Here is a 25,169-nt window from a genome sequence, read left to right as displayed (position 1 = left end):
CGGCGGGATCCCGCCGGACGTCACTCCCACGGGGGAGCGCGGGAGGCGGAACCAGCGCCCGGGGCGCGTCTATGCTCGCGACGAACTGGTCCGGCATTCCTCGTGGAACGGGGCGAATCACCATGGCCGAGCGACGGCGGGAGGCGTTGGCCTGCGGGGTCGCGGCGGGCCTGGGCATGGCCGGCTACGCGCTCGCCGCCGCCCTGCGCGGGGCCTGGCCGCCCGGGGCCGCGGAGACGGCGGTGCCGTTCCACGCCCAGCTGTGGGACCTCGTCCACGGCGAGACCGCCGGGGACCTGCTGTTCACCTGGAACAGCGGGTACGGCGCGCCGTTCCTGGCCGACTTCTTCGCCTACCTGATGAACCCGTTCTCCTGGCCGGCCGCGCTGCTGCCGCGCGACCAGGCCCAGCTCGCGGTCTTCCTGGTGGCACTGGGCAGCATCGGCCTGGGCACCGGCCTGATGACCCACGCGCTGGGCCGCCTGCACGCCGGCCCGCGCTGGCTGCGGGCGGTCGCCGCCCTCGGCTACGGGCTCTGCGCCTGGGTGCCGACCGTGGGCGGGACGGCCCCGATGTGGCTCTGGGGCCTGGTCTCGCTGCCGCTGCTCGTCCTGGCCGGCGACTGGTGCCTGCACGAGCGCCGCTGGGTGGCCGGCACCCTCTGCGTCGCCCTCGCCTGGGCGGGCAACCTCTACACCGCCGCGATGGCCACCATCACGGCCGGCTTGGTGCTCGCGGTGCGGCTGGCGGCCGTCCGGCGGCCGTTCAAGGCCGTGGTCCGGGTGACCGGTCGGGCGGTCACCACGGCCGGCCTCGGGGTGCTGCTCGCCGCGCCGGTGCTGTTCGTCGGCGTCCGGGCCGCCCAGGAGGCGCAGCCCGAGTCCCCCGTCCAGCCGCTCGGCCCCTCCGGGCTCGGCGGGCACCTCGCCCAGTTGCTGCCCGGCACCCAGAGCGGGCGGCCGCTGCCGGACGTCTCGATCGGCCTGCTCGGCCTGCTGCTGGTGGCCGGGCTGCCGTTCAACCGGCGGGTGCGGCCCCGGGAGCGGATCGTCTGGTGCGCCCTGCTGGCCATGGTGGTGCTGAGCTTCGTCTGGACGCCGACCGTGCTGGTCTGGCACGGCCTGGCCATCCCGGCCGGCGGCCCCTACCGGGCGGCCTTCGTGCTCAGCGGGCTGCTGGTGCTGGCCGGCTGGGTCTCGCTGGTGCACCGACCCGACACCCCGACGCTGCTCGGCGGCGCCGCCGTGGTCGCCCTGGTGGCCGGGATCGCGGCGGCGCACCGCTCGGTGCACGGGTCGACCTGGGCCCTCCTCGCGCTGGGCGGCGCGGTGCTGCTCGCCGCGCTGTGGACCCTGGAGCACCGGCACACCGACCGCCGGGCGGGCGCCGCCGCGACCGCCGTCCTGGGCGCAGCGGTGCTCGGCGGAGCGGTCTGGTCGGCCTACGCCGCGCTGGGCACACCGGCCGCCGGGACGCCCTCGGGCGCCGCCGTCCGGGCCGCGCACGCGGCGCTGCGGCAGGCCGCCGACTGGCCGCGGGCCCGGAGCGACCCGGGACCGCACGCCTTCACCCCGAACGACCCGCTGCTGCTCGACGGCCAGGGCGGCGGCTACTCCAGCGGGTCCCTGCCCACCGTCACCGCGCTGCTGCTGCACGACCTGGGCGCCGGCTGGTCGGCCGGCGGGCGGCTCACCCGGAGCGTCACGGACCCGGTCGGACGGGCGCTGTTCGCCGTCCGGACCCAGCTCGCCGACGGGCCGGCGCCGAACGGCTTCACGGTCGCCCGGTCCGCCGCTCCCCCGCTGGTCACCGTCCTCCCGGCGGGCTCCGCCCCGGACACCTCCTCGGTCTGGTCGCGCCAGGAGTCGCTGCTCGGCGGCCCGGTCTACGACGTCCCCGGGCTGGTCTCGGCCGGCGGTCCGGAGCCGGCGGAGCACGGCAGCAGCGGCTGGTCCGTCCCCGCCACCCCCGCCGGTTCGGACGGCACCGCGTTCACCGCGGCCTGCACCCCGGGCGCCACCGCGTACTTCCACGGGGTCTGGTTCGACGGCACGGTGAGCGGCCTCGCCACGACCTACCGCAGCGACGGCGAGCAGCCGACCACCGCCGTGCCGATCCACGAGCTGGGGACGGTGCCCGCCGACGGCGTGGTGCGGGTCGTGCTGCGCGCGGACACCGTCACCCAGGTCCCGGCCCGGCCGGTCGGCTGTCTGCGGCCCGGCGCGCTGGACGCGGCCGTCGCGCGGCTCACCGCGACCGGCGCCCGCTCGGTCACGGCCGGCGGGCACACCCTGGCCGCCGCCCTCCCGCCCGGCAGCACCGGGACGGCGCTGCTCTCCGTCCCGGCCACCGCGGGCTGGACCTGCGCGACCGGCGGCGGCCGGCCCACCGCGCCCACCTCCGTCCTCGGCATGATCGGTGTCCCGCTCGGCGCCGGCGCGGACCGGATCAGCTGCTCGTTCCGCCCGCCCGGTCTGACCGAGGGACTGCTCCTCGCGCTGGCCGCGGCCGCCGTCACCACCCTGACCGGGGTCTTCGGCCGGCTCCGCCACCGGCCCACCCGCACACCGCGCCGGATCCGCCGGGCCGCCCACCGGGGGCGCGCCGACGGGTAGCGATGCCGGAGGCCGTCACCGCGTGCGGTGACGGCCTCCGGCGGGGCGGGTCGGGGCGGAGCGGTCAGGGGAGGGCGAGGACCTGTCCCCGGTGGCCGTCCCGGTTGAAGTGGTGGAGCAGGAGCAGCCGGGAGGTGTCACCGTCGGCGCGCCGGACGTCGAGGACGGTGCCCGGCGGGAGGGCGGCGGCCACCGCGGCGGGGCCGCCGGGACCTGTGCGGACGTCCACGGCCGGGTGCAGCACGTCGACCGCGAGGGTGGGCCTGGTGCCGCGCAGGCCGACGGCGGAGAACGCCTCGGCCGGGTCGGGCTTCCCCGAAGTGGCGACACCGGTCCAGAGCCCGTAGCGGACGGTGCTGTGCCCGGCGCGCACCCCCGGCAGGGCGGCGAGGCGCACCGGCAGCACCAGGACGTCGCTGTCCAGCAGCGCGGTGTCGGTGTCCCCCCAGCGGGCGTTCAGCGGCTGGACGTCCAGCTCGGCACCGCTGCGGGCGTCCACCGACCGGGCGACCAGGACGTCGCTGCCGGGCTGCCGGTCCGCCTTGACGAAGACGTCGGTGGCGCCGTCCCCGTCGGTGTCCAGCGAGGCCCGGACGGCGAAGACGCCGACCGGGGTGGCGGCGGGCGCCCAGAACTGCGCGGCGAGGTAGAGCATGCCCTGCTCGTCGCCGACGGCGGGCGCGTCGGAGGCCGCGCCGACCGCGCGCAGGTTGGCCGCCCGGTCGCCGGGGCGCTCGACGCAGACGTCCTGCGGGGCCTGCGGTTCGGTGCTCTCCTCCGGCACGATGCCGGCCCCCGGTCCGACCGCGGCGCCGCTGTCGGGCGGGCAGTCGGGCCAGCGGGCGCCCTCGCCGCCCAGCGCGAAGGCGCTGAGCAGTCCGGGCTGCTCGGCCGGCGCCCGGGTGCCGCCGAGCACGACCAGGGCGCCGGTCCTGGTTCCGCGCGCCGGGGCCGCCGCGCTCAGGTCCGAGGCCGGGCGGGGAGCGGCGAGCAGCGGGACCCGCAGCTCGGGCAGCGCGTCGTCCGAGACGGGCGTGAGCAGCAGCCGCCCGGAGAGCTCGCCCCGGTAGCTGCGGGCCCGGCCGCCCTGGCTGGTGTCGATGGTCGGGTCGGGCGCGCGGCCGAGCAGTCCCGGGACGGTCAGCGTGACCCTGACCCGGGCGGTGCCGCCGGCCGGCACCTCGACCCGGTCGGGCGCGATCTCGAAGCGGGCGCCGGGCAGTTCGGTGGCGGCCGCGTAGCCGGTGCGGTACAGCGCCGCCGTGCCGGACAGGTTGCGGACCTCGACCTCGCGGACGAGCCCGAGCGGGCCGCCGACGGCCACCGGGCCGAAGGAGACGCCGACGCTGCCCGGCGCCGCGCCCTCGCCCGCCGCGTAGGCGACCACCGGGGTGCGGACGGCGCGGTCCACCTGGGCCCGGCCGGCGCCGGTGCGCTCGGGGCCGTAGACCGGGCCGGTGTGCCCGTCGCCGGGCCAGGTGTCCCCGGCGGTGTTCATCAGCGCGGCCTTGAGCTGCTCGACCGTCCACTCCGGGTGGGCCGCGCGGACCAGCGCGGCCAGCCCGGCGACGTGCGGGGTGGCCATCGAGGTGCCGTCCTCGCGCTGGCCGCCGAGGCCGCTGCCGGCCTTGGCGGACCAGATGGTCTCGCCGGGGGCGGCGAGGTCGGGCTTGACCACGCCGGGGACGCCGATCCCGCGCGAGGTGAAGTCGGTGAGGGTGTCAGCGCGTTGCGGCTGGTCCTGGGAGACGACACCGTGCAGCGGGTTGCCGGGGGCGGCCAGCCGGACGGTGACCGGGCCGCTCGCCGCACCCTGGCGCAGCCGTTCGCCGTCGGCCCGGGCGAGCAGCGCGAGCGGGATCCGGTCGTTGCCGGAGACCTCGGCGAGGTGGTCGTCGTCGGCGGCGAGCAGGGCGCCGATCGCGCCCGCGTCGGCGGCGTGGTCCGCGCGCGGCCCGGAGCCGCAGGCCCGCTCGGACGCCCGGGTGCTCCAGGCGAGGACGGCGATCCGCCCGGCGAGCCGCTGCCGGTCGGCCTCGCCGAACGCCGTGCAGCCGTCGGACTGGTCGACGGGCAGGGCGAGTTCGCCGCTGACGTCGGCGCTCGACCAGCCCTGGTAGCGGGCGCTCCAGTGGCCCGGGACGACCCCGGCGAGCGGCTCGGGGGCCAGTACCGTCAGGCCGTCGGCGTCGCTGTGCGGGTCGACCGAGGCGGCGACGGCGACGGCCCGGGCGGCGGTGCCGGGGCTGCCGCCGATGCCGTAGACGTCCCCCTCGTTCCCGGCCGCCGCGACCACCACGGTGCCGAGTTCGGAGAGGTGGTCGACGGCGATCGCGTCGGCGTCGTCGGTGGCGCCGAAGCGGCTGCCGAGGGAGAGGTTGACGACGTCGAGCCGGTCGCCGAGGTCGCCGTCGCCGTTCGGGTCGGCGGCCACGTCGAGGGCCTGGGCGAGCTGGTCGGTGGCGCCGTCGCAGCCGAACACCCGGATCGCGTACAGCTGCGCGCCGGGCGCGGCGCCCGGGCCGACCGCGAAGCCGGCCGGGTCGAGGCCGGGCCGGTAGGGGCCGGGGTAGGGGCGGCCGTCGGTGGTGACGCCGAGGCCGGCGGCGGTACCGGCGACGTGCGTGCCGTGGCCGTTGAGCGCGCAGTCGATCGGGTTGTCGTCCGGGTGCGGGTCGGGCTGGTGGTGCGGGGAGGCCGGGTCCGGGTTGTAGTCGTCGCCGACCAGGTCGCGGCCGCCGACCACCTTGGCGTTCGGGAAGAGGCCGGCGGGTGCGGGCTTGGCGCCGTCCACGGCCTTGAACGCGTCCTCGGTGCCGGGGCCGCCGAAGTCCGCGTGGGTGTAGTCGATTCCGCTGTCGATGATGCCGATCCGCACCCCCTGACCGGTGTTGCCGGCCCCGGCGTCACCGGATCCGGCGTCCCAGACCCACGGCGCACCGGTCAGCGGCACGGAGTGCGCGTTGTCCCGCTGCTTGCGCACGATGGGGTGGACGGCCCGGACGCCCGGCAGCGCGCGCAGGGCGGGCAGCCGGGAGGCCGGCACGGTGACGGCGAGTCCGGTGAGCAGGGTTCGGGTGCGGTACAGCTCGCGGACGGTGGGAGCCGTACCGCGGACGGCCCGGGCCAGCCGGTCGAGCGCTTCGGACGCCCTGGTCACCTGCTCGGCTCCGGCCCGCGCGGCCTCCTGGCGGACGGCCTCCGGGGAGCGCCGGGCCCGCCGGGCCTCGGTGGCCGCCTGCCGCCAGGCCGGACCTGCGGCCTCGGTGCCGAGCTCCAGCAGGACGGAGGCCGGGCGGCCGCCGCCGGGGGGCGCGGCCGTCGGTGGACTGCCGGCCGCCGGGGCGGCGGTGAGCAGGAACGACCCCGCCAGCAGGGCCAGGGTGAGGCCGATCCGGGCGATCGGACGACGGACGGGTGGCTGACGCACTGGGCCCTCTCCCCCGGCAAGGGGAACTGATCCGCACGCCGTGCCGCTGACGCCCGCCCGCGCGGACGCCGATCACCCTTCCGGGGCCCCCAAATTAGGATGATCGCGCCGGACAGCGCGAGCAACATCCCTCCAACGGGTGCCACGTGCACTCTCGGGAGTGACTCACCGTCAGGCCGTGCGGGCTATTCGGCAGATGAACGCCGGTTCCGGAGGGTGAGGCCCGCCCGGCGCAGCGGCGAGCGGCCCTGGACCCGGGACGCCGGGAGGCGGCCCGCTCAGAGGTGACCGGTCACGCCACCGTTGTCACGGCGGTCCAGCGCGCGCTGCAGCGCGGCGGCGGCGAACGGGGGCCGCTCGGTCGCGCGGCGGCGGCGCGGCGCACGGGCGGTGGTGGCGGGGGCGGGGGTGGCGTGGCGGTCTGCGGTGGGAGGCATACCGGGCTCCTTGGATCGAATGCGCCGGGCAGTGGCGCAGAGGGTGGGGAGAGGGGGGTGCCGGCGAAGCGCGTCGCCAGGGGGCTCACGGCGGAGCGGAGCACGCCGGGCGGGGATCGCCTGCCCACGGCGTACGGGCGCACACGGGCCGCACACCCTGGCTACAGGGGCGGCGCACCGTATGGCTCTTCCACGGTACGACCCGGGCCCTGGCCTGTCTGCACGAATACTTGGATTTCCTAGTATCTGAGACGGGACTCACCCGGAGCGCCGGTCCGGCCCCGGACGCGACAGGGCCCGGACCACCGCCGCGCGGTGGTCCGGGCCCTGTCGGAACGGCTCTGCCGGGGCTCAGGCGCCCAGGTCGACCGAGCGGGCGAAGCGGGCGCCGATCTCGGCCGCGATCGCCGACAGCACCTCCTGCGGGATCTGGGAGTCCACGGTGATCGAGGCGAGCGCGCCGCTGCCGTCGCGGGCCACCTGCATGCCGGCGATGTTGATGCCGGCGTCGCCGAGGTGGCGGCCGAGCACGCCGACCACGCCCGGGCGGTCCTCGTACTTGAAGAACGCCATGTGGTCGGTGAGCGCCACGTCCACGTCGAAGGCGTCCACGCCGACGATCTTCTGGGTCTGCTTCGGACCGGCCAGGGTGCCGGAGATGGCGATCTCGCCGCCGTCCGCCAGGGTGCCGCGGACGGTGATCACGTTGCGGTGCTCGGGGCTCTCGCTGGAGGTGGTCAGGCGCACCTCGACACCGCGCTCCTGGGCGAACAGCGGGGCGTTGACGTAGGACACCGTCTCCGCCACGACGTCCTCGAACACACCCTTGAGGGCGGACAGTTCGAGCACCTTCACATCGTGCTGGGTGATCTCGCCGCGGACCTCGACGTCCAGGCGGACGGCCACCTCGCCGGCCAGCGCGGTGAAGATCCGGCCGAGCCGCTCGGCCAGCGGCAGGCCCGGGCGGACGTCCTCGGCGATCACGCCGCCCTGGACGTTGACGGCGTCCGGGACGAGCTCGCCGGCCAGCGCCAGGCGGACGGACTTGGCGACCGCGATGCCGGCCTTCTCCTGGGCCTCGTCGGTGGAGGCGCCCAGGTGCGGGGTGGCCACCACGTTGTCGAAGCCGAACAGCGGGGAGTCGGTGCACGGCTCCTTGGCGTAGACGTCCAGGCCGGCGCCGGCCACCCGGCCGTCGCGCAGGGCGCTCGCCAGCGCGGCCTCGTCCACGATGCCGCCGCGGGCGGCGTTGACGATGCGCACGCTGGGCTTGACCTTGTGCAGCGCCTCGTCGCCGATCAGACCGATGGTCTCCGGCGTCTTCGGGAGGTGGACGGTGATGAAGTCCGAGATCTCCAGCAGCTCTTCCAGCGAGACCAGCTTGACGCCCATCTGCGCGGCGCGGGCGGCCTGGATGTAGGGGTCGTACGCGACGATCTGCATGCCGAACGCGGACATCCGCTGCGCGACCAGCACGCCGATCCGGCCGAGGCCGACGACGCCGAGGACCTTCTCGCTCAGCTCGACGCCGGTGTACTTGTTGCGCTTCCACTCGCCCTGCTTCAGGGCGGCGTTGGCCGGCGCGATGTTGCGGGCGACCGAGATCAGCAGGCCGCAGGCGAGTTCGGCGGCGGTGACGATGTTGGAGGTCGGCGCGTTGACGACCATCACGCCGGCCTTGGTGGCCGCGGCGACGTCCACGTTGTCGAGGCCGACGCCGGCGCGGGCGACCACCTTGAGCTTGCGGGCGGCGGCCAGCGCCTCGGCGTCCACCTTGGTGGCGGAGCGGATCAGGATGGCGTCCACGTCCGCGATCGCGGTCAGCAGCTCGGTGCGGTCCGCACCGTTGCAGTGGCGGATCTCGAAGTCCGGCCCGAGGGCGTCGACGGTGGCGGGGGACAGCTCTTCGGCGATCAGTACAACGGCGGTCTTGGTCACAGTGCTCACGACAGTGGTCCTTAACTGTCCGGTTCTCCCCGGCACGTAGGTGGCGTGGAAGTCGGGGGGAAGGTGGCATGCCGCGTAGGTAGACGCACGACGCTGTGGGCCTGACGCGCACTCGGAAGTGTATCGACGGGCTGGGTACCAGGCTGCTCCCGTCCGGCGAAATCACCCGGACGGGAGCAGCCTAGTTGTACAAGGACCCTACGGAATCGGACAGGTCCCGAAGGGGCGGAGCCTTGAGGCTCAGGCCTCTTCCTTGACCCAGCTCATCAGCTTGCGGAGCTTCTTGCCGGTGGTCTCCAGCAGGTGGTCCTCGTCGGCCTTCTTGTACTCGTTGTACTTGGGCAGACCGGCCTTGTACTCGGCGATCCAGGTGTTGGCGAAGGTGCCGTCCTGGATCTCGGCGAGGACCTTCTTCATCTCGGCCTTGGTGGCGTCGGTGATGATGCGGGGGCCGGTGACGTAGTCGCCCCACTCGGCGGTCTCGGAGACCGACCAGCGCATCTTCTCCAGGCCGCCCTCGTACATCAGGTCGACGATGAGCTTCAGCTCGTGCAGGCACTCGAAGTAGGCGATCTCCGGCTGGTAGCCGGCCTCGACCAGGGTCTCGAACCCGGCCTTCACCAGGGCGGCGGTGCCACCGCAGAGGACGGCCTGCTCACCGAACAGGTCGGTCTCGGTCTCCTCGGTGAAGGTCGTCTTGATGACGCCGGCCTTGGTGGCGCCGATGCCCTTGGCGTAGGACAGCGCCAGCTCCAGGGCCTTGCCGGAGGCGTCCTGCTCGACGGCGACGATCGCGGGGACGCCGCGACCCTCCTCGTACTGGCGGCGGACCAGGTGGCCCGGGCCCTTCGGGGCGACCATGCAGACGTCGACGTCGGCCGGCGGCTTGATGAAGCCGAAGCGGATGTTCAGGCCGTGGCCGAAGAACAGGGCGTCGCCCGCCTTCAGGTGCGGCGCGATGGACTCCTCGTAGACGTCGGACTGGATCGGGTCCGGCACCAGGATCATGATGACGTCGGCCTCGGCGGCGGCCTCGGCCGGGGTGACGACGCGCAGGCCGGCCTCCTCCGCCTTGGCGCGGGACTTCGAGTCGGCCTTCAGGCCGACCCGGACGTCGGCACCGGAGTCGCGCAGGGACAGCGCGTGGGCGTGGCCCTGGCTGCCGTAGCCGATGACCGCGACCTTGCGGCCCTGGATGATGGACAGGTCGGCGTCGTCTTCGTAGAACAGCTCGGCCACGGGGGCACATCTCCTTGCGTGATGGTCTTGCCGGGTACGTTCCCACGGTACGTGGACCCGGCAGGGTGTGGGACGGTGCTTCAGGGGGTGAGACGACCGCGCTACGCGCTGCGGTCGAGGGCGCGCAGCGAGCGGTCGGTGATCGACCGGGCGCCGCGGCCGATGGCCACCAGGCCGGACTGGACGAGCTCCTTGACGCCGTACGGCTCCAGCATCCGGAGCATGGCCTCCAGCTTGTCCGAACTACCGGTGGCCTCGATGGTCACCGCGTCGGGGGACACGTCGACCGTCTTGGCGCGGAAGAGCTGGACGATCTCGACGATCTGCGACCGGGTCTCGTTGTCGGCGCGGACCTTCACCAGGACCAGTTCCCGCTGGATCGCAGCGGACTGGTCGAGTTCGACGATCTTTATCACGTTCACGAGCTTGTTGAGCTGCTTGGTGACCTGTTCCAGCGGGAGGTCCTCGACGTTGACCACGATCGTCATCCGGGAGATGTCCGGGTGCTCCGTCGGGCCGACGGCGAGGGAGTCGATGTTGAAGCCCCGACGGGAGAACAGCGAGGCGATGCGGGCGAGCACGCCGGGCTTGTTCTCGACCAGGACGGAGAGGGTGTGCTTGGACATGGGGTCTCTGTTCCCTTGGCGTTCCGGAGCGGGCGTCAGTCGAGGTCGTCGCCGAAGTCGGGCCGGACGCCCTTGGCGAACTGGATCTCGTCGTTGCTGGTGCCGGCCGCGACCATCGGCCAGACCATGGCGTCCTGGTGGACGATGAAGTCGATGACGACCGGGCGGTCGTTGATCTCCATCGCCTGCTTGATCACCGCGTCCAGGTCCTCCGGGCGCTCGCAGCGCAGGCCGACGCAGCCCATCGCCTCGGAGAGCAGCACGAAGTCGGGGATCCGGGTGCCCTGGGCCGGCGGCTCGATGCCGTCGTGGTCCGGGCCGGCGTGCAGCACGGTGTTGGAGTAGCGCTGGTTGTAGAAGAGGGTCTGCCACTGGCGGACCATGCCCAGCGAACCGTTGTTGATGACCGCGACCTTGATCGGGATGTCGTTCAGGGCGCAGGTGACGAGTTCCTGATTGGTCATCTGGAAGCAGCCGTCGCCGTCGATCGCCCAGACCGCCGTCTCGGGGCGGCCCGCCTTGGCCCCCATCGCGGCCGGCACCGCGTAGCCCATGGTGCCCGCGCCGCCCGAGTTCAGCCAGGTGGCCGGCTTCTCGAACTGGATGAACTGCGAGCTCCACATCTGGTGCTGGCCGACGCCCGCGGCGTAGATCGCCTCCGGGCCGACCAGCCGGCCGATCCGCTCGATGACCTGCTGCGGGGAGAGCTGACCGGCCGGGGCCGGCTCGTAGCCCAGCGGGTAGGTCTTCTTCCACTCGTTGAGCTTGACCCACCAGTCCGCGTAGTCGCTGCGGTGGCCGGCGTCGAACTCGGCCTGGACGGCGACGATCAGGTCGGCCAGCACCTCGCGGGCGTCGCCGACGATCGGCACGTCGGCCGGGCGGTTCTTGCCGATCTCGGCCGGGTCGATGTCGGCGTGGACGACCTTGGCGTAGGGCGCGAAGCTGTCCAGCTTGCCGGTGACGCGGTCGTCGAAGCGGGCGCCCAGGGTGAAGAGCAGGTCCGACTTCTGCAGCGCGGTGACGGCCGGGACGGTGCCGTGCATGCCGGGCATGCCCAGGTGCTGCGGGTGGCTGTCGGGGAAGGCGCCGAGCGCCATCAGCGTGGTGACCACGGGCGCGCCGGTCAGCTCGGCGAGGATCCGCAGTTCGGCCGTGGCGTGCGCCTTGAGCACCCCGCCGCCGACGTACAGCACCGGGCGCCGGGCGCTCACCAGCATCTTCGCGGCCTCGCGGATCTGCTTGGCGTGCGGCTTGGTGACCGGGCGGTAGCCGGGCAGCGAGGTCTCGGCCGGCCAGCGGAAGGTGGTGGTGGCCTGCAGCGCGTCCTTGGCGATGTCGACCAGCACCGGGCCGGGACGGCCGGTGGCGGCGATGTGGAACGCCTCGGAGATCACCCGGGGGATCTCGGCGGGGTCGGTCACCAGGAAGTTGTGCTTGGTGATCGGCATCGTGATGCCGCAGATGTCCGCCTCCTGGAAGGCGTCGGTGCCGATCGCCTTGGAGGCGACCTGCCCGGTGATCGCCACCATCGGGACGGAGTCCATGTACGCGTCGGCGATCGGGGTCACCAGGTTGGTCGCGCCCGGCCCCGAGGTGGCCATGCAGACCCCGACCTTGCCGGTGGCCTGGGCGTAACCGGTGGCGGCGTGGCCGGCGCCCTGCTCGTGGCGGACCAGGATGTGGCGCACCTTGGTCGAGTCCATCAGCGGGTCGTACGCGGGAAGGATGGCCCCGCCCGGGATGCCGAAGACGGTGTCCGCGCCCACGGCCTCCAGCGAGCGGATGAGCGACTGGGCTCCGGTCATGGTCTCGACGACGTGCTGGGGAGCGGGAGCGTGGGCGGCCGGGGTGTCCCCGCGGCGGGGGGATGCGGCGTGCTCAGTCATCTGCCTGTCTCTTCTCGGGTTTCGCCGGCCCGGGTGGTTGCGGGCCCCAAGTGGCTGAGGGTGGGGTCCCGCGTGTCGGGCCGATCGCCGGCTCTGCCCCAATCGTCCCTCCTCTCCCTCCGGAATCGGGGGGAATCGGGCGGCCGGGGCCAGTGGTCTTGCGGAGTGGAACAGCGTCAGTGCAACAAAAAACCCCTCGTGCCAAGGGCATGCGAGGGGTGGCGCGTCGGTCTGTCACGAGCGGGGCATCGCCCGCTCAGCCGACGCGCCCGCCAAGTACGAGAATTCGGGTGCGCATGGCAACGACCTTCCTCCCGTGCGGGGTCGACTGTCAAGCAGGTGGGACGACAGTCTCGCCATGCGGACCGTGCCCCGGGCCGGCGGCGGCCCGGTGTTCGGGCAGGTCGGAGGGGCTGTGAGAGGGCCCGGACCGGCCCGCGCCGGGCTCGCCGCGGCCACCCGTCCGGGTGTCCGCGGCCAGGTACGCGCGCCGCGCCGAGAGCGAGCCGAGCGGGCGCGGCAGCGGGTAGGAACGGCGCACCAGCGCCCGCCGCAGCCGGGTCTCGTCCAGCGGCGGGGCGAAGGCCGACCCCTGGCCCTGCCGGCAGCCAAGCTCCTGGAGGACGGCCACCTGGCGCGGCAGGTCCACCCCCTCGGCCGCGGTCACCAGGCCGAGGTCCCGGCCGAGCCGCAGCGCGTGCCCGGCCAGCGTCCGGCCGAGCGGCGAGTCACCGAGGTCCTGGACCAGCGTGCGGTCCAGTTTGAGGCTGTCGAAGGGCAGCCGGGCGAGCGCCCCCAGCGAGCCGTTGCCCGCCCCGAAGCCGGCCAGCGCGGTCGAGACGCCGAGCCGGCGCAGCGCGGCCAGCCGGCGGCCGAGTTCGTCGGCCAGCGCGTCCGGGCCCATCCGGGCCACCTCGACCACCAGGTGGCCGGCCGGCAGCCCGGTGTCGCGCAGCGCCGCGACCACCGCCTCGTACATGCCGGGCGAGCAGAGGCGCTGCGCCGAGAGCCGGACCGACACCGGCACCGGGGCCGGCGCCGAGCGGGTTCTCGCCGGCAGCCCGCGGCGCAGCGCGGCGGCCGTCACCGCCTCGTGGATAAGCCAGCGGGAGAACCGGGTGGCCGCGTCCCCGTGCTCGGCGGAGCGCAGGAACTCGGCGGGGGTGAGCAGCAGGCCCTGCGCGGAGCGCCAGCGGGCCTGGGCCTCGACGCCGGTGACGGCGCCGGTCCCGAGGTCCACCACCGGCTGGTGGAGCAGTGTGAAGCCGCCCTCGCGGACGGCCACCCGCAGCCGCTCCTCCAGCTCGGTGCGGCGCTCCAGGTCGGCCCGCATCGCCGGGGTGTAGAGCACCACCCGGCCCTTGCCCTCGGACTTGGCCCGGTACATCGCGAGGTCGGCGTTGCGCATCAGCTCGTCGGTGGCGGCCCGGGGATCGGCGGCCGGGCCGCGCTCGGGGGTGCCGAAGGAGATGCCGATGCTGGCCGCGACGCTGAGTTCGGCGCCGCCGATCCAGTACGGCTCGGAGAGGGCGATCCGCAGCCGCTCGGCGAGTTCCTGGACCTGCAGCCGGCCGAGCGGGCCGCAGACCAGCGCCGCGAACTCGTCCCCGCCGAACCGGGCGACGGTGTCGCCGCTGCGCACCGCGCCCTGCAGCCGGCGGGCGGCCTGCACCAGCAGTTCGTCGCCGACCTGGTGGCCGGCGCTGTCGTTGACCGCCTTGAAGCCGTCCAGGTCGAGGAAGAGCACGGCGATCCCGGCGCCCGCGCCGCCCTGCTGGCCGCGGGTGGCGAGGGCGGCGCGCAGCCGTTGGGCGAACAGCGCCCGGTTGGGCAGGTCGGTGAGCGGGTCGTGGAAGGCGTTGTGCTGCAACTGGGCCTGCAGTATGACGCGTTCGGTGACGTCCCGGCTGTTCAGGATCAGGCCGTCGCGGTACCGGTTGACGGTGGACTCGACGTGCAGCCACTCGCCGGCGCCGGAGCTGATCCGGCACTCCACCCGGGCCGCGGACGGCTCGGCGGCGGCGGGCGAGCGGAGCGCGGCGAGCCGGCCCCGGGCCAGGAAGCGGCGGACCTCCGCGAGCACCCGGTCCACGTCCTCGGGGTGCACGAGGTCCAGCAGGTTGCCGCCGACCAGCTCCTCCGGATCCCGCCCGTAGACGCCGAGCGCGGCCGGGGACACGTAGGAGAGCACGCCGTTGGCGCCGGCGATCATGATGACGTCGCTGGAGCCCTGCACCAGGGAGCGGAAGTGCGCCTCCTTGTGGGCGAGCTCCTGCGCCAGCGAGAGGTTGTCCAGCAGCATCACGCCCTGGCGCAGGATCAGCGCCAGGCCGACGGTGCAGGCGGCCGCGGCCACCACCCGGTCCAGGGGCCGCCCGCCGAGGGCGTTGTAGAGGATCCCGGCGGTGCAGACGGCGGCCGCCGCGTACGGGGTGAGCGCGCTGAAGGTGGTGGCCACCCGGCGGCGCGGCAGGCCGCCGACCGAGGGGTGCTCGCGCAGCGGACGGCGCCAGCGCGGCGACCACGGGGCCCAGGCCAGCAGCAGGCTGCCGGCGAACCAGCCGGCGTCCAGCAGCTCCCCCGAGTGGTAGTTGCTCTTCAGCTCCGGCGAGGTGAAGAGGGCGTCGCAGAGCACCGTCACGGCGAGCGCGATCATCGCGGTGTGCACCGCGGCCCGGTTGCCGTCGCGGCCGCCGAAGCGCAGCCCGACCACCAGACTGACCAGCAGGATGTCCAGCACCGGGTAGGCCAGGTTGGTCGCCAGCGCCACCACGGAGCCGTCCGCGCCGGCGGCGATCCGGCCGAGTGCCAGGCTCCAGCTCAGGGTGAACAGCGAGCCGGCCACCAGCCAGCCGTCCAGCAGCAGGCAGAGCCAGCCGGCGGCGCTGCGCGGGCGCTGGGAGAGCACCAGCACGCCGGTGATGGCGAGCGGGGCGAACAGCAGGAAGGCGAACTCGGCGAGCGAGTCCTGCGGCTGCTTGCCGGGTTCGACCAGCTCGTACCAGCCCCAGGTGGCGTTGCCGAACGCGACCATGAGCGAGGAGAGGCCGAACAGCAGCCAGGCCGAGCGGGCCGGGCCGCCGACCGTACAGGCGTACGTCAGACAGGACAGCGCGGCCGCGAGCGCGGCCGCCGCCAGGCCGAAGTCCCCCATGAAGACGGAGAGTTGGCGTGAACCCCAGCCGAGGGACGCGCCCAGTGCGTACGCCAGGCAGAGGGCGCCGAGCACGGTGCCGGGCAGGGATCGGCTGTACAGCAGTCGGCGGACCGGGCCGCGCCGGACGGCTGCGGACAGGTCGGCGTCCGGTACGCCCGACCGTCCGGCTCCGGGCAGCACCGCATCGGTGGAGCTCACTCGGCCTCTCCCCCTCCGACCCGGAGCCTGGCGCCCCGGCCACGGGCCACCGGCCGCGCACCTGATGGCCGTACGCGGTGACCAGGCGCCCCGTCAGGGCGATGGCCCAGGGGGTGGGCGGCCTGCCGGCCGACGCACCGCACCGATGTTCCCACTCGGGACCCTACACCACTTCGGTCACTCAATGACACGCACACTCAACTTAGAGTAATGGTGAAAGGGTGGTGAAATGCACCCGATTCCGCCGGATCGGGCCGGTTGGCGGGGGCGTGCGGGCGGGGGCTCACGCGGCGCGCACGGGAGCACGCGGCGGGGTCCGGCGACCACCGGCCGGTCCGGGCAGGTCCGGCCGGTGGTCACCGGCGAGCGTGCGGGTCAGCGGCCGGCCAGCGCCGGCTCGTCCGGGAAGAGCCGCAGGCGGTGCGCCAGTGCGGCGGCCTCGCCCCGGCCGGCCACCGCGAGCTTGCCGAGGATGTTGGAGACGTGCACGCTCGCGGTCTTCGGCGAGATGTACAGCTCCTCCGCGATCTGCCGGTTGGTACGGCCCCGGGCGAGCAACCGGAGCACGTCCCGCTCACGGGGGGTGAGCCCGAAGGAGTCGCCGACCGCGGGCACCGCGGCGGCCCTCGCCGCACGGGCGGTCAGCGCCAGACCGGCCCGCTCGGCCAGGCCGTTGATCTCGGCCAGCAGCGCGCTGTCCGACCGGGCCCGGGCCAGCGTCCGGGCCTCGCGGAGCAGGGCCGCCCCGGCCTCCCGGTCGCCGGCCAGCACTCCGGCCTCGCCGGCCCGCAGCAGGGCCGCCGCCAGCGGGCCGGGCAGCCCGGCCGGCCGCAGCGCCTCGACGGCGACGGCCCACTGCGCCGGGGTGTCCAGGCCCTCGGCCCGGGCCAGTTCGGCCTCCAGCAGGCGCGCCCAGCCGTGGTGCAGCGGCGCCTTGGGAGTCAGCCCGGCGGCCACCTCGGCGATCCTGGCCAGCACCGCGGGCCGGCCCGGATCGGCCTCCGGCAGGCCCCGGCCGTCGGCCTCGGCCGCGGCCCCGTCGATCAGCAGCGGGTAGAGCGCGGCCTCGTTCCCGGCCGGAACGGGGCCCCCGATCACCGCGAGCAGTTCGGCCCGCGCCTCCAGCGGCCGCCCGCCGCGGGCGGCGATCAGCACCGCGAGCCGGGAGATCGGCACCGAGTGCTGGACCTGGCAGACCCGGTCCGAGGCCCGGGCCTGGGCCAGCATGCCGGCCGCCGCCGGGAGGTCCCCGCGCAGCAGGGCCAGCTCGCCCCGCAGCCGGTCGAGGAACTCGGCGTGGCTGCCCGGGTACTGGGTCCGCTCGGCGCCGGCCAGCAGCTCGGCCGCCTCCCCGGTCCGGCCCAGGTCGAGCAGCGCCTCGGCGAGGTTGCCGAGCAGCAGGGTGCCGATGTTGCGCAGCAGGCCGGTGCCGTCCGCCGTCTCCAGCCCCTCGCGGGCGAGCGCCACCGCCTCCTCCGCGCGGCCGAGCGACTGCAGCAGGCTGGCCAGGTTGTTGAGGCCGCGGAGCATCAGGTCGGGGACGCCGAGCCCACGGGTGGCGGCGAGCGCCTCGGTCAGCTCGGTGACGGCGGCCTCGGGGTCGTTGCCCAGGTCGTGGCGGAGCGTGCCGAGCGTCATCCGGGCGTGCTGCTCGACGGCGTGCGCGCCGACCTGGCGGGCGATCGCCGCGGCCCGCTCGGCGAGTTCGACGCTCTCGCCGGTCGGGTTGTTGAGCATGGCGATGCCGGCGCTCAGCGCGAACACCTCGGCCTGCACCGCGGACGGCGGCAGGTGCTCGACCAGCCGCCGGGCGTAGGCCGCCTCGTCCTGGTCCTTGGAGCGGTTGAGGTGGCCGAACATCCGGGCCCGGTTCATCCGGAACCAGGCGGCCCGGGCCGGGTCGCGGTTCTCGTCGACCAGCTTCAGCGCCCGCCGGGAGAGGCTCAGCCCGCGCTCGCGGTCCCCGCTGCGCCGGGCCGCGACCACCGCCTCGGCGAGGACGTCGACCAGTTGCAGCCGCTCGCAGTCGCCGTCGTGGGTGTCCACGTCGCAGGAGCAGGGCGGGTAGGTCTCGGCCCAGTCGTAGGGGCGCAGGGTGTGCGCCAGGACGTCCTCGGAGACCTCGTCCCACAGCTCCAGGGCGCGCTCCAGCATCCGCAGCTGCTCGGCGAAGGCGTTGCGCCGGCGGGCCGCCCGGGCGGCGTCCAGGGCGCTCGGCAGGGCCCGGACCGGATCGTGCGCGTGGTACCAGTAGTTGGCCAGCCGGGCCGGCCGGACGTCGCAGCCGACCAGGTGCGGCTGCTGCTCCAGGGCGGTGGCGAAGCGGCGGTTGATCCGGTGCCGCTCGCCGGGCAGCAGGTCGTCCGAGACCGCCTCCCGGACGAGGGCGTGCCGGAACCGGTAGCCGTCCCCGTCGGTGTCCGGGCGCAGGATGTTGGCGCCGACGGCCGCGCGCAGCGACTCGATCAGCTCCTCCTCGTCGTCCAGCACCGCGGCCAGCAGCGCGTGCTCGACGTAGGAGCCGCCCTCGGCGGCGATCCGCAGCACCCGCTGGGTCTCCTCGTCCAGCGCCTCGACCCGGACCAGCAGGATGTCCCGCAGCGAGTCGGTGAGCCCGGCCGAGCAGCCGGACTGGAAGGAGGTGGCGAGCTCCTCGACGAAGAACGGGTTGCCCTCGGAGCGGCGGTGGATCCGGTCGACCAGCTGCCGGTCGGGGTCGGCGGTGCCGAGGATGCCGGCCAGCTGCTCGGCCACCTCGCCCGGGCCGAACCGCTCCAGCTCCATCCGCTGGACGGTGCGCAGCCGCTCCAGCTCGGCGAGGAAGGGCCGCAGCGGGTGGCGGCGGTGCAGGTCGTCGGTGCGGTAGGTGGCCACCAGCAGCACGCGGGCCCGGTGCAGGGTGCGGACCAGGTAGGTGAAGAGCTCCCGGGTCGAACGGTCGGACCAGTGCAGGTCCTCGACCGCGAGCACGAGGGTACGGTCCGTGCCGAGCCGCTCGAACAGCCTCGCGGTGTGCTCGAACAGCCGGGCCCGGCCGTACTCGTCGTTGGGTTCGCCGTCGGCCTCGCCGAAGTCGGGCAGCAGCCGGGCGAGGTGGCCCTCGCTGCCGGCCGCGGCGGCCTCCAGCTCGGCGCCCAGCCCCCGGTGCAGCCGGCGCAGCGCGGTGGCCAGCGGCGCGTACGGCAGCCCCTCGGCGCCGACCTCCAGACAGCCGCCGACGGTGGTGACCACGCCCTCGTCCGCGCAGCACCGGTCGAGGAACTCCTCCAGCAGCCTGGTCTTGCCGACGCCCGCCTCGCCGCCGATCAGGACGGTCTGCGGCTTCCCCTCCCCGGCCCGCCGCAGCGCCTCGCCCAGTTCGGTGATCTCGGTGCCGCGGCCGACGAAGACGGGACTCACCGATATCTGCTGCATGGAGGCGAGCATGCCATAACCGTCCGGGCCGGGCCGATCGGTTATCCCGGCCCTCGGACGCCCGGAAGGGGAGGCGCTGGATCGCACCTCCCCTTCCATCTCCGTCCCGGCCCCGGCCGGGTGTCGACCCGTCAGCACTCGCGCAGACGCGCGGCGCGCCGCTCGGAGCGGACGGCGGGCAGTCGGCGCAGGCCGCGGCGGTCGCCCTTGGCCTCGCGGACCAGGCGCTGGTGGTCGGCCTGGGCGTGGAGTTCCCGCACCTGGTGCTGGATGAGCTCGTACTCGAACACGGTGTTTCCCCTCGTGGTGGTCTCTCTCGTTCTGAGGTAAAGCCTCCTCCCCCAGGGGGGTGCGCCACATCGGCACCTTGCCCGATGTTCCGGGCGGCCTGCGCCTTAGGTCGGGCGGCCTGGAACGGCAAAGGCCCGGATCCACCCCACTTAGGGGGTGGATCCGGGCCCTGAGCGCACTAAGGCACCTTAGAAAGCCTTAGATGCCTTAGAAACCGTGGTCGGATCCGGTCGGCACCGAGCTTCTTCAGGTAGTGCCTACTGCCCTTCCACGCCGAGCTTCGCCAGGATGAGGTCCTTCACCCGGGCCGCGTCGGCCTGCCCGCGGGTGGCCTTCATGACCGCGCCGACGAGCGCGCCCACCGCGGCGACCTTGCCGTCGCGGATCTTGGCGGCGATCGCCTCGTTGCCGGCGATGGCCTCGTCGACGGCCGCGCCGAGCGCGGAGTCGTCCGAGACGACGGCCAGGCCGCGCTTCTCGACGACCTCGTCCGGCTCGCCCTCACCGGCCAGCACGGCCTCGATGACCTGGCGGGCCAGCTTGTCGTTCAGCTTGCCCTCGGCGACCAGCGCGGTCACCCGGGCGACCTGCGCCGGGGTGATCGGCTGCTCGCTCAGCTCGGTGCCGGTCTCGTTGGCCCGGCGGGCCAGCTCGCCCATCCACCACTTGCGGGCCTGGTCGGCCGGGGCGCCCGCGGCGATGGTCTCCAGGATCGGCTCGACCGCGCCGGCGTTCAGCACCGACTGCATGTCCTTGTCGGTCAGGCCCCACTCGGCCTGCAGCCGGGCCCGGCGCACCCGCGGCAGCTCGGGCAGACCGGCGCGCAGCTCCTCCACCCAGGCGCGGGACGGCGCGATCGGCACCAGGTCCGGCTCGGGGAAGTAGCGGTAGTCCTCGGCGTTGTCCTTGATCCGGCCGGCGGTGGTGCTGCCGTCCTCCTCGTGGAAGTGCCGGGTCTCCTGGACGATCGTGCCGCCGTCGCCCAGCACCGTGGCGTGCCGCTGGATCTCGAACCGGGCGGCCCGCTCGACGCTGCGCAGCGAGTTGACGTTCTTGGTCTCGGAGCGGGTGCCGAACTTCTCGGTGCCGTTGGGGCGCAGCGACAGGTTGACGTCGCAGCGCATCTGGCCCTTGTCCATCCGGGCCTCGGAGACGCCCAGCGCCTTGATCAGCTCACGCAGCTCGGCGACGTACGCCTTGGCGACCTCGGGGGCCCGCTCGCCGGCGCCCTCGATCGGCTTGGTGACGATCTCGATCAGCGGGATGCCGGCCCGGTTGTAGTCGAGCAGCGAGTGCGTGGCGCCGTGGATCCGGCCGGTCGCGCCGCCGACGTGGCTGGACTTGCCGGTGTCCTCCTCCATGTGGGCGCGCTCGATCTCCACCCGGAAGGTCGAGCCGTCCTCCAGCTGCACGTCGAGGTAGCCGTTGAAGGCGATCGGCTCGTCGTACTGCGAGGTCTGGAAGTTCTTCGGCATGTCCGGGTAGAAGTAGTTCTTCCGGGCGAACCGGCACCACTCGGCGATCTCGCAGTTCAGCGCCAGGCCGATCTTGATCGCCGACTCGACGCCGATGGCGTTGACCACCGGCAGCGAGCCGGGCAGGCCCAGACAGGTCGGGCAGACCTGGCTGTTCGGCTCGGCACCCAGTTCGGTCGAGCACCCGCAGAACATCTTGGTCTTGGTACCCAGCTCGACGTGGACCTCAAGGCCCATCACCGGGTCGTACGACGCGAGAGCGTCCTCGTAGGAGACCAGGTTCATGACGCTCACAGCGTCCCCTTCGCTTAAAAGTCTGTGGAGGTACGGGCCCGGCCGCGCACGGTCGGGTGCGCGGCCGGGCCGAGGGCGTTCTCAGCCCAGCAGCACGTCGTCGTCGCCGAGCCGGCGCAACTCGCGCACCAGCAGGGCGGTGCCGGTGACCAGCGCCGCCGCACCGACCAGGGCGTTGATCAGCTTGAGCGTGTCGCTCTCGCCGCGCGCCTTCCGGATGTCCTTGACGATCGAGACCGCGCCGAACGTGCTGGTGCCGATGGACAGCCACAGGCCGGGCTTGGAGTGCTTGAAGCCCTTCGCCTTTTCGAGCTTGCTCACAGTGCCGGTGCCTCCTCCAGCAGGGTGTGCCCCCACTTGTCGTTGAGTGCGGCCTCGACGGCGCCGCCCACGCGGTACAGGCGGTCGTCCGCCATCGCGGGTGCGATGATCTGCAGGCCGACCGGGAGATTGTCCTCCGGCGCCAGCCCGCAGGGCAGCGACATGGCCGCGTTGCCCGCGAGGTTCGACGGAATCGTGCAGAGGTCGGCCAGGTACATCGCCATCGGGTCGTCGGCGCGCTCGCCGATCGGGAAGGCGGTGGTCGGCGTGGTCGGTGAGACCAGCACGTCCACGCCGGCGAAGGCGGTGTCGAAGTCGCGCGAGATGAGCGTGCGCACCTTCTGGGCCGAGCCGTAGTAGGCGTCGTAGTAGCCCGAGGAGAGGGCGTAGGTGCCGAGGATGATCCGGCGCTTCACCTCGGGGCCGAAGCCGGCCTCGCGGGTGAGGGCGGTGACGTCCTCGGCCGAGCGGGTGCCGTCGTCGCCGACCCGCAGGCCGTAGCGCATCGCGTCGAAGCGGGCCAGGTTGGACGAGGCCTCGCTGGGCGCGATCAGGTAGTACGCGGGCAGCGCCAGGGTGAACGACGGGCAGGAGACCTCGACGACCTCCGCGCCCAGCTCGCGCAGCAGCTCGACGGACTCGTTGAACCGCTGCATGACGCCGGCCTGGTAGCCCTCGCCGGCGAACTCCTTGACCACGCCGATCCGCATGCCGCGCACGTCGCGCAGCTTGGCGGCCTCGACCACGGCCGGGACGGGCGCGTCGATCGAGGTGGAGTCCAGCGGGTCGTGGCCGGCGATCGCCTCGTGCAGCAGCGCCGCGTCGAGCACGGTGCGGGCGCACGGACCGCCCTGGTCCAGCGAGGAGGAGAACGCGACCAGGCCGTAGCGGGAGACCGACCCGTAGGTGGGCTTCACGCCGACGGTGCCGGTGACGGCGCCGGGCTGGCGGATCGAGCCGCCGGTGTCGGTGCCGATCGCCAGCGGGGCCTCGAAGGCGGCCAGCGCGGCGGCCGAGCCACCGCCGGAACCGCCGGGGATCCGGCTGAGGTCCCACGGGTTGCCGGTGGGGCCGTAGGCCGAGTTCTCGGTGGAGGAGCCCATCGCGAACTCGTCCATGTTGGTCTTGCCGAGGATCACCACGCCCGCGTCCTTGAGACGCGAGGTCAGGGTGGCGTCGTACGGCGGGATCCAGCCTTCGAGGATCTTGGACCCGCAGGTGGTCGGCACGCCCTTGGTGGTGAAGACGTCCTTCAGCGCGAGCGGGACGCCGGCCAGCGGGCCCAGCTCCTCGCCCTTGGCGCGCTTCTCGTCGACGGCCCTGGCGGCGTCCAGCGCGCCCTCGGTGTCGACGTGCAGGAAGGCGTTGACCTTCTTGTCGACGGCGCCGATGCGGTCCAGGTGCGCCTGGGCGACCTCGACGGCGGAGACCTCGCCCTTGGCGATGGCACTCGCGGTCTCGGCCGCGGTGTAACGGATCAGGTCGGTCATCGGTCAGTCCTCCCCGAGGATCTGCGGCACACGGAAACGCTGCTCCTCGGCGGCGGGGGCGCCGGACAGCGCCTGCTCCGGGGTGAGCGACGGTCGCACCACGTCCGCCCGCATGACGTTGGTCAGCGGGAGGGGGTGGGAGGTCGGCGGGACGTCCTGTCCGGCGACCTCGGAAACGCGCGCGACCGCGCCGATGATCACGTCGAGCTGCTCGGCGAAGTGGTCCAGCTCTTCGGCCTGCAACTCAAGACGCGACAGCCGAGCGAGGTGGGCGACCTCCTCGCGCGTGATGCCAGGCATGCGGCGATCCTCAGGGGTGTGAGTTCTGGTGAGACCCGGCGCCGCGCTCAGGCGGTGCCGGGCCCGGGCAGGAGCAGCCGGCTCGGCGCTCCCGTCCTCTTGGTCTGTGGACCCCATCCTATGGGGCCCGGCCCGGCCACCGGCCAACGAGTAACCCCGCGGGGCGGTCACCCTGCCCCGGCCCCGCTCCGGGACCGGGCCGGCGACCGCCGCGGACGCCCTACTGCGGGCTCGTCGGGACCCACCTCGGCGTGCCCTGCGCCTGGACCTCCAACTGGGCCGCCGACACCGCCTGGACCACCGGAGGCAGCACCGGCGGGATGACCGGAGGCAGCACCGGCTGGATCCCCGGCTTGACCACCGGCTGGATCACCCGCGGCAGTTGACCCGCCGGGCCGAACCGCTCGACCGGCGGGGCGCCGGTGCGGTGCACCCGGAGCCAGGCGGTGGCCTGCTCGGCCGGCAGCGCCGCCGAGACCAGCCAGCCCTGGACGGCGTCCACGCCCATCCGGTGCAGCCGCTCCCAGGTCTCGTCGTCCTCCACGCCCTCGGCCACCACGGTCAGGCCCAGCGAGTGGGCCAGCTCCACCGAGCAGCGGACCACGGCCGCGTCGTGGTCGTCGGCGACCATCCGGGAGACGAAGGAGCGGTCGATCTTCAACTCGCCGACCGGCAGGCTGCGCAGCCGCACCAGCGAGGAGTGGCCCGTCCCGAAGTCGTCCAGGGACATCCCGACGCCGTAGCCGCGCAGCTCGGCCAGGGTGTCGGCGGCCCGCCGGGAGTCGTCCAGCAGCAGCCGCTCGGTGATCTCCAGCTGGAGCGCGTGAGCCGGCACCTGGTGGCGGACGAGGTGCCCGGCGACCCGCTGGGCGAAGCCCGGGTTCAGCACGTCGCGCGGCGAGACGTTCACCGCGACCTGCACCTGGAGGCCCTGCTCGCGCCAGGAGGCGAGCTGGCCGACGGCCGCTTCCAGGACGTAGTCGGTCAGCCGGGGCATCAGGCCGCTGGACTCCGCGAGCCCGACGAACTCGTCCGGCGAGACCTTGCCCTGGCCGGGCCGGTCCCAGCGCAGCAGCGCCTCCAGCCCGACCACCCGGCCGTCGAAGGCCACCTTGGGCTGGTAGTGCAGCTGCACCTCGCCGGTCTCCAGCGCCCGCCGCAGATCGCCGAGCAGCCCGATCCGGTACGGCGTGTCGGCGTCCTGGGCCTCGTCGTACTGTTCGACGGAGGTGCAGCCGCGCTGGGCGTGGCCCATCGCCACGTCGGCGCGGCGCAGCAGCGACTCGGCGTCCTGGGCGTGCTGCGGGTAGACGCAGACGCCGGCGCTGGCCTCCAGGACGAGCAGCAGCCCGTCCAGCCGGATCGGTGCGGCCAGCTCGGCGATCAGCGCCTTGGCGACCCGCTCCAGGGTGTTGGGGCAGCCGACGCCGGGCAGCAGCACGGCGAATTCGTCGCCGCCCATCCGGGCCACCATCGGGCGGCCGCGCCGGTAGTCCCGGGGCATCCCGGCGAAGACGTCGTCGATCGTCTCCCGTCCCGCTCCGCCGGACGCGCCGGAGCGCAGGGCGCGGTGCAGCCGGCGGGCGATGTGCACCAGCAGCCGGTCGCCTGCGGTGTGGCCGAGCGTGTCGTTGAGCGACCTGAACCGGTCGAGGTCGAGCAGGATCAGCCCGACGCTGTAGCCCTGCTCGTGCTCGGCGATGGCCTCCTGGGCGGCCAGTAAGAGGGCCTGGCGGTTGGGCAGGTCCGTCAGCGGGTCGGTGAGCTGGTCACGGGCACGGTCCCGGGCGATCCGCCAGGCCGCGACCAGCACGGCCAGCGGCACCGCGAACAGCGGCAGCAGCTCGGGCTCGTAGCGGTAGACCAGGACGGCCAGCGGGATGAGCGGTGCGGCGCCGGCCAGCAGGACTCCGAGCAGCAGGACCGCACCCGCCACCCCCTGCGGCGGGCGTGTGGGCGCACCGCCGGTCGTACGATCCATAAGCCCTGTCCTCCGTCGGGCCCGCCCCGTCAGGCCGCCTTACGGTGAGGCACCGTACCGGTGCC

General features: G+C 74.2%; 14 protein-coding genes and 1 pseudogene. 1 reads left to right on the top strand and 14 read right to left on the bottom strand.

Features of this window, described 5'->3' with window-relative positions; all coding sequences use genetic code 11:
- The first annotated feature begins 122 nt into the window (after positions 1–122).
- Complete coding sequence (locus tag OG618_RS24620) at positions 123–2,615, top strand: YfhO family protein (protein WP_329489718.1); 2,493 nt, start codon at positions 123–125, stop codon at positions 2,613–2,615.
- A gap of 64 nt (positions 2,616–2,679) precedes the next feature.
- Here OG618_RS24620 and OG618_RS24615 read toward each other — a convergent pair whose 3' ends face one another.
- The 14 genes and pseudogenes from OG618_RS24615 to OG618_RS24550 all read right to left on the bottom strand — a co-directional run.
- Positions 2,680–6,045, bottom strand: a complete 3,366-nt coding sequence (locus OG618_RS24615; RefSeq protein WP_329489717.1) for a S8 family serine peptidase — start codon at positions 6,043–6,045, stop codon at positions 2,680–2,682.
- A 278-nt stretch (positions 6,046–6,323) separates the two neighbouring features.
- Positions 6,324–6,482 (bottom strand): hypothetical protein, encoded by a 159-nt coding sequence (locus OG618_RS24610; RefSeq protein WP_329489716.1) that lies wholly within the window; start codon positions 6,480–6,482, stop codon positions 6,324–6,326.
- 351 nt (positions 6,483–6,833) lie between these two features.
- Positions 6,834–8,420 (bottom strand): phosphoglycerate dehydrogenase, encoded by a 1,587-nt coding sequence (gene serA, locus OG618_RS24605; protein WP_329492255.1) that lies wholly within the window; start codon positions 8,418–8,420, stop codon positions 6,834–6,836.
- Between the two features lie 249 nt (positions 8,421–8,669).
- Complete coding sequence (ilvC, locus tag OG618_RS24600) at positions 8,670–9,668, bottom strand: ketol-acid reductoisomerase (RefSeq protein WP_329489715.1); 999 nt, start codon at positions 9,666–9,668, stop codon at positions 8,670–8,672.
- A 101-nt stretch (positions 9,669–9,769) separates the two neighbouring features.
- Positions 9,770–10,294 carry an acetolactate synthase small subunit gene (gene ilvN / locus OG618_RS24595; protein ID WP_329489714.1) on the bottom strand — a complete coding sequence of 175 codons (525 nt, stop codon included), beginning with the start codon at positions 10,292–10,294 and terminating at the stop codon, positions 9,770–9,772.
- A gap of 35 nt (positions 10,295–10,329) precedes the next feature.
- The gene (locus OG618_RS24590; protein WP_329489713.1) at positions 10,330–12,183 is read right to left on the bottom strand and encodes an acetolactate synthase large subunit; all 1,854 of its coding nucleotides are present in this window, start codon (positions 12,181–12,183) and stop codon (positions 10,330–10,332) included.
- 331 nt (positions 12,184–12,514) lie between these two features.
- Positions 12,515–15,442 (bottom strand): putative bifunctional diguanylate cyclase/phosphodiesterase, encoded by a 2,928-nt coding sequence (locus tag OG618_RS24585; protein ID WP_329492253.1) that lies wholly within the window; start codon positions 15,440–15,442, stop codon positions 12,515–12,517.
- A gap of 471 nt (positions 15,443–15,913) precedes the next feature.
- The gene (locus tag OG618_RS24580) at positions 15,914–18,964 is read right to left on the bottom strand and encodes a helix-turn-helix transcriptional regulator (RefSeq protein WP_329489712.1); all 3,051 of its coding nucleotides are present in this window, start codon (positions 18,962–18,964) and stop codon (positions 15,914–15,916) included.
- A 119-nt stretch (positions 18,965–19,083) separates the two neighbouring features.
- A complete protein-coding gene (locus OG618_RS24575) occupies positions 19,084–19,242 on the bottom strand; it encodes a hypothetical protein (RefSeq protein ID WP_329489711.1) in 159 nt (52 codons plus the stop codon).
- Positions 19,243–19,500: 258 nt separating this feature from the next.
- Positions 19,501–21,012: an Asp-tRNA(Asn)/Glu-tRNA(Gln) amidotransferase subunit GatB gene (gatB, locus tag OG618_RS24570; RefSeq protein WP_329489710.1), complete on the bottom strand. Its 1,512-nt coding sequence runs from the start codon at positions 21,010–21,012 to the stop codon at positions 19,501–19,503.
- 81 nt (positions 21,013–21,093) lie between these two features.
- Positions 21,094–21,333, bottom strand: coding sequence for a hypothetical protein (locus tag OG618_RS24565; RefSeq protein WP_329489709.1), 240 nt, complete (start codon positions 21,331–21,333; stop codon positions 21,094–21,096).
- A complete protein-coding gene (gene gatA / locus OG618_RS24560) occupies positions 21,330–22,823 on the bottom strand; it encodes an Asp-tRNA(Asn)/Glu-tRNA(Gln) amidotransferase subunit GatA (RefSeq protein WP_329489708.1) in 1,494 nt (497 codons plus the stop codon). Before gatA ends, OG618_RS24565 begins: the two co-directional genes overlap by 4 nt.
- A gap of 3 nt (positions 22,824–22,826) precedes the next feature.
- On the bottom strand, positions 22,827–23,123 hold the full coding sequence (gatC, locus tag OG618_RS24555; protein ID WP_280719380.1) for an Asp-tRNA(Asn)/Glu-tRNA(Gln) amidotransferase subunit GatC: 297 nt from the start codon (positions 23,121–23,123) through the stop codon (positions 22,827–22,829).
- 364 nt (positions 23,124–23,487) lie between these two features.
- A pseudogene (locus OG618_RS24550) lies at positions 23,488–25,041 on the bottom strand (putative bifunctional diguanylate cyclase/phosphodiesterase); the annotation flags it as partial.
- Positions 25,042–25,169: the final 128 nt, after the last annotated feature.

The sequence above is a fragment of the Kitasatospora sp. NBC_01246 genome (genome assembly GCF_036226505.1).
Classification (GTDB): Bacteria; Actinomycetota; Actinomycetes; order Streptomycetales; family Streptomycetaceae; genus Kitasatospora.
The sequence above is the reverse complement of the archived record's forward strand: the minus strand, read 5'-3'. Positions and strand labels throughout refer to the sequence as shown.